Annotated in this window: 5 protein-coding genes; 1 reads left to right on the top strand and 4 read right to left on the bottom strand. The window is 71.6% G+C overall.

From position 1 onward, the window contains the following. Positions 1-317 (top strand): hypothetical protein (locus tag AB0M20_RS27930; RefSeq protein ID WP_364303151.1); only part of this gene is annotated, 317 nt, incomplete at its 5' end. A 76-nt stretch (positions 318-393) separates the two neighbouring features. On the opposite strand, the gene AB0M20_RS27925 is transcribed toward AB0M20_RS27930, so the two are convergent. The 4 genes from AB0M20_RS27925 to AB0M20_RS27910 form a co-directional block, all read right to left on the bottom strand. Then, complete coding sequence (locus tag AB0M20_RS27925; RefSeq protein ID WP_364303149.1) at positions 394-1,344, bottom strand: FCD domain-containing protein; 951 nt, start codon at positions 1,342-1,344, stop codon at positions 394-396. Positions 1,345-1,532: 188 nt separating this feature from the next. Beyond that, positions 1,533-2,381: an NAD(P)H-binding protein gene (locus tag AB0M20_RS27920; RefSeq protein ID WP_364303147.1), complete on the bottom strand. Its 849-nt coding sequence runs from the start codon at positions 2,379-2,381 to the stop codon at positions 1,533-1,535. A gap of 35 nt (positions 2,382-2,416) precedes the next feature. Beyond that, positions 2,417-3,667: an MFS transporter gene (locus AB0M20_RS27915; protein WP_364303145.1), complete on the bottom strand. Its 1,251-nt coding sequence runs from the start codon at positions 3,665-3,667 to the stop codon at positions 2,417-2,419. After that, a partial coding sequence (locus tag AB0M20_RS27910) for a cytochrome P450 (protein WP_364303143.1) occupies positions 3,667-4,793 on the bottom strand: 1,127 nt, incomplete at its 5' end. The genes AB0M20_RS27910 and AB0M20_RS27915, both read right to left, overlap by 1 nt.

Genomic DNA, 4,793 nt, shown 5'->3' with positions numbered 1-4,793 from the left:
CCTTGATGCGGCTGGCCGCGGTGGTCGCGCGCGGGCCCGAGACGATGGCGACCAATCCGCCGCTACCGCAGGGCGCGGCCTTACCGGCCGGCGCCGCCCCGGCGGCGATCGCCGACGATGCCCTCCGCGACCAGGCGAAAGCCCTCGCCGACGATCATCGGGAGGAGGCCGCCCGGTGGAACGCCAAGCAGCAGGCGCTGCGCCACCTCGAGCACCTCGCCGACCTGTTGCGCACGCCGCGACCGGGCTTTACCGACGACCCTGACGTCGAGGCGGAGTCGGCCGCCGCGTTGGCCCTGGCCAGATCAGGATTGTGAGCCGATGGGCGGTGGGGCGGTGGGATTGCTAAGCGCCGGCGTCCGGGGTTCAAGCTGCACTGAGCGGCCTCGAAGGTCAGGTCCTGTCGCCGCCGGTGTCCTCGATGCGTTGCTCGATGCCGAGGTAGTGCTCGCGGACGGCTGTGCGGGCCCGTTCGGCGTCGCCGGCGTCGACGGCGTCGAGGATGTCGGCGTGCCACTGATAGCTGTCCATCGGCGTCCGGCCGCAACTGGGTGGTGAGGCCCGGTCGAAGGCGACCCAGAACAGGTCGAACACTTGCAGCAGCATCTCATTGCCGAGGTCAGCGAACAGCAGCCGGTGGAAGTCGCGATCCTGGTCCGGGACGGCCTCCCCGCGCTCGGCATGCGCCTTCGCCTGCGCCAGCACCGAGTGGAGCGCTGACCGGCTCTGCGGGGTGAGGGCGCGCATGGCGTCCTCGATCAACGCGGTCTCCAGCACCTTGCGCAGTTCGAGCAGCTCGCTGAGGGCGTTGGTGCCCTGCACGAGCCCGGACAGCAGCGGGGACCGGCCGGCGTGCCCGGGTGGATCCAGCGGGCAGTCGTCCGCGGGCGGGTCGACCATGTCCAGCGCCGGCGCGGTCTTTCCCCGGCCGGTGGGGCTCTCCACATTGACCGCCATGGGGCGGGCGCGGCGGTACCGGTGTATCGCGGCCAGCAAGCGCGCTACCTCGGCGTCCCGGCCGATGAAATGCGTCGCAAGGCGGGGGAGACGAAGCACCAGCCAGCCGCCGGACGCGGACGGGACGACGGTGGAACCGCCGAACATCTCGCCGTGGTGTCCGGTGGGCATCGGTGCCGAGTCCTCAGTGGTGCCGCTGGCCGAGCGGAGGAAGGACTCGTACTCGGCCCGTTCCAGGCGGAGGGCGGCGGCCAGTCTGCGGACCGAGGCCGCCCTCGGCGTCTGGCTCCGCCCGGCCTCGAGCCTGCGGACCGTCCGCACACTGAGCCCGGACTGGTCGGCCAATTCTTCCTGCGTCAGGCCCAGCCGCCGCCGATGTTTCAACACAAGACCACCGAACATACGCTTCCCCCTAGCGTCTCGGGAGTCTGACGGCTTCACCAGCCACCCCTGGTGCACGAGGGTGACTGCCGGCTCGGAGGACTGTCCCCGGCCCGCCGAAATCGGCTGCTCAGGTGCGCAAGATCCATGGTGCTCCCGAGTCAGGTCTCGATGGGCTGATCCACAGAGGATTGTCAGCCGGCGAAGCTGCCGCGGTGGTCGTAGGCCCAGGCGGCGAAGGTGCGCGGCGGGCGGCCCAGGACCTGCGCCACGTCGCCGGTGAGCCGGGCGTACCCGCCGTCCGCGATCAGCTTGGAGCCGCTGACGGCCGACTCGACGAAGACCGGATCGAGGCCCCGGTCCAAAAGCCCTTGACGGTACGCGTCCAGCGGCACATCGACCGTCGCGATGGTGCGCCCGAGGATTTCACCCAGCCGCGCGGCCACGTCCGGAACGCTGAGCAGCTCGGGCCCGGTCAGGGTGAGCACCTGACCCAGGTACGCGTCGGAGGTCAGTGCCCGGGCGGCGACCTCCGCGATGTCCCGCGGATCGATGACGCCCTGGGTGCCGTACCCGTTCGGATTGGGAATCGGCTCCCCGGCCCGGACTCGGGGCGCCCAGTTCAGTACGTTCGAGGCGAAGGCGGAAGGGCGGAGCACCGTCCATCCGGTGCCGCCCGCACGCAGGTCCCGCTCGCCCGGCAGGTGCCAGCTGCCGACCGTGCTGGTTAGCTCGCCGGTGCCCAGAGTGGACAGCTTCACCACCCGGGCCACCCCCGCCGCCCGCGCGGCGGCGAGCATCGCTCGGTCGTGCCGGGGGATCCACGGTCCCGGCGCGTCGAGCAGGAACACGGCCTCGATCCCGGCCGCCGCGCCGGCCAGGGTGCCCGGACGATCGAAGTCGCCCGCCACCACGTCGACGCCGGCGGGCAGGGCGGCCTTGGCCGGGTAGCGGGTCATCGCCCGCACCGGCTCGCCCTCGCGCGCGAGGAGCCGGACCAGCTCACGGCCGACGGTGCCGGTGGCGCCGGTAACAAGAATCATCGAGCCGAGCCTCTCTTGACAGCCGGGACAGAAGGTCAGGCTTGTTCGGTGAGCGTTTCCAGTCGTGGGGCCTGCCTGATGTGCGGGTTCGCCGTCGACACCGCCGCGACGATCGCCATCCACGCCGCCAGGACCGCGAAGGTCGGCACCGCGCCCAGGGCTTCCAGGGACAGGCCACCGAGGAGGGTGCCCACGGGGCGGGCGCCCCAGCCGATCATCCGGGAGACACCGTTGACCCGGCCCTGGAGGCGGCCGGGGGTCAGGGCGTACCGGTAGGCGGCGTTGGTGGTGTTGAAGATCGGGCCCATCAGGGAACCGACCACGCAGACCACGCCGAGCACGACCACGGTCGGGGCGAGCGCAAACGCAACCAGTTGGGCCACCCACCACCACAGGGCGCCCAGCATGATCACGTTCGGCGCGAGGCGTTGCACCGGCGCGGCCAGCTGCGCACCGGCGACCGCGCCCACGCCGACGAGGCCCATGAGCACACCGACGACCGCCGGGGACGCGCCGAGCTCGGTGGCCCGCATGACGATGACCAGGACCAGGGCGCTGAAGGCGAGGTTGCCGGCCGAGGTGATCGCCACGAGGGTGCGCAGCAGGTGCTGGCGGCGCAGCCAGCCGACCGCCTCGCAGATCTCCGCCACCAGGCGGCGGCGCTGCGGTGCCTGCTGCTCCTCCAGGTTCCCCCGGATCGGGGCGACCAGCGCCAGCCCGGCCAGGTACGACACCGCGTCGACCGCGAACGGCACCGCGTGGCCGAGCCCGAAGAGGAGGCCGCCCAGGGGCTGGCCGGCCAGGTCAGCGCCCTGGTCACGGGCCTGCATCTGGGCGACCGCCGTCGGCAGCTGCGGTTTCGGCACCAGGTGGGGCAGGGCCGCGGTCTCGGCGAGCAGAAAGAAGACGAACAGCGTGCCTTCCACGAACGCAACGATCATGAGGTGACCGATCGTGATCCGCCCGAGCACGATCGCCACGGCGACCGAGGCCATCGCCACCACCCGGCCGCCGTCGGCGATGAGCATGATCCGCTTGCGGGACCAGCGGTCGACCAGCGCGCCCGCCGGAAGGAACCAGATCAGGAACGGGATCGCCTGCGCCGATGCGACCAGGCCGACCTGCGCCGGCGAGCCGGTCACGGCCAGCACGAGCAGCGGGTACGCCAGGGCGCTGACCCGGGTGCCGAGCGCGGAGGCGAACTGACCCGCCCACAGCAGAAGGAAGTCGCGGTTGCGGCGCAGGGGGACCGGCTCCGTGGTGACGGCGGCGGGCCCCGGCCTCATCAGCGCAGACTCAGCGGGAGGATGCGTACTCCGGTCAGCAGGGCCGCGGCCAGGAACTCGGGCGGCTCGTCGGGGATCGTCCGCAGCGACGGGTAGCGGTCGAGCAGGATGTTGAGCACGACCCGGCCCTCCACCCGGCCCAGCAATGCGCCCAGGCAGAAGTGGATCCCCCGGCCGAAGGCGATGTGCGCGCTGAAGTTCCGGCCGGGATCGAAGGTGTCCGGATCGGTGAACACGCGGGGGTCGCGGTTGGCGGTGGCCAGCCAGACCAGGAGCATCTGGTCGGCCGGGATCGTCTCGCCGCCGATTTCGACCTCGCGGGTGGTGGCCCGGCTCAGCGCGGCGAACGGGGTGAGGTACCGCATCGACTCCTCGATCACCGCCGGGATGCCCGACCGGTCGGCCCGGAGCCGGTCCTGCACGCCGGGGAACTCGTTCAGGCACAGGACAGTGTTGCCGAGCAGCATCGTGGTGTTCAGATGTCCGGCCACCAGCAGCGGAAACGCGAAGTTGACGACCTGGTTGTCGGTCAGCCGCTCGCCGTCGATCTCGGCCTCGACGAGGGTGGTGAGCAGGTCGTCGCGTGGCCGCGTGCGGCGCGAGGCGACGTGTTCGGCGACGTACGCCCGGAACTGCACCATGCCCTCGGCGTGCTTCTCCGCCTCCTGCTTACGCTGCTCGCTCTGCTCCAGCTGCGAGGGCTGATTGCTGCGCTCGAACATCCCCGCCGTCCATTTCTGGAACAGGTCGCGGTCCTCCCGGGGGATGCCGAGGATGTCGGCGATCACGATGACCGGCAACGGGAACGCCAGGTCGGCGACGAGCTCCATCCGGTCCGGGCCGACCTGGTCGAGCAACTCGTGGGTGAGTGCGGCGATCCGCGGCTCGAGCGCCGCGACGGCCTTGGGGGCGAACGTGCTGGTCACCAGTTTCCGCAGCTTGGTATGCCGGGGCGGGTCCATCAGGGTGATCATGCCGTCCATCGAGACCTCCCGGCCGTCGGCCCGGGGCCGGCGGTGCTCGGGGGTGATCCGCAGCGTGTCCGAGGAGAACGTCTCCGCGTCACCGAGGACCGCCTGCACCTCGGGGTGGCCGTAGATGTGCCAGAGTCCGGCCGGCTCGTCGT

The sequence above is a fragment of the Actinoplanes sp. NPDC051633 genome (assembly GCF_040681735.1).
Lineage (GTDB): Bacteria > Actinomycetota > Actinomycetes > Mycobacteriales > Micromonosporaceae > Actinoplanes.
The sequence above is the reverse complement of the archived record's forward strand: the minus strand, read 5'-3'. Positions and strand labels throughout refer to the sequence as shown.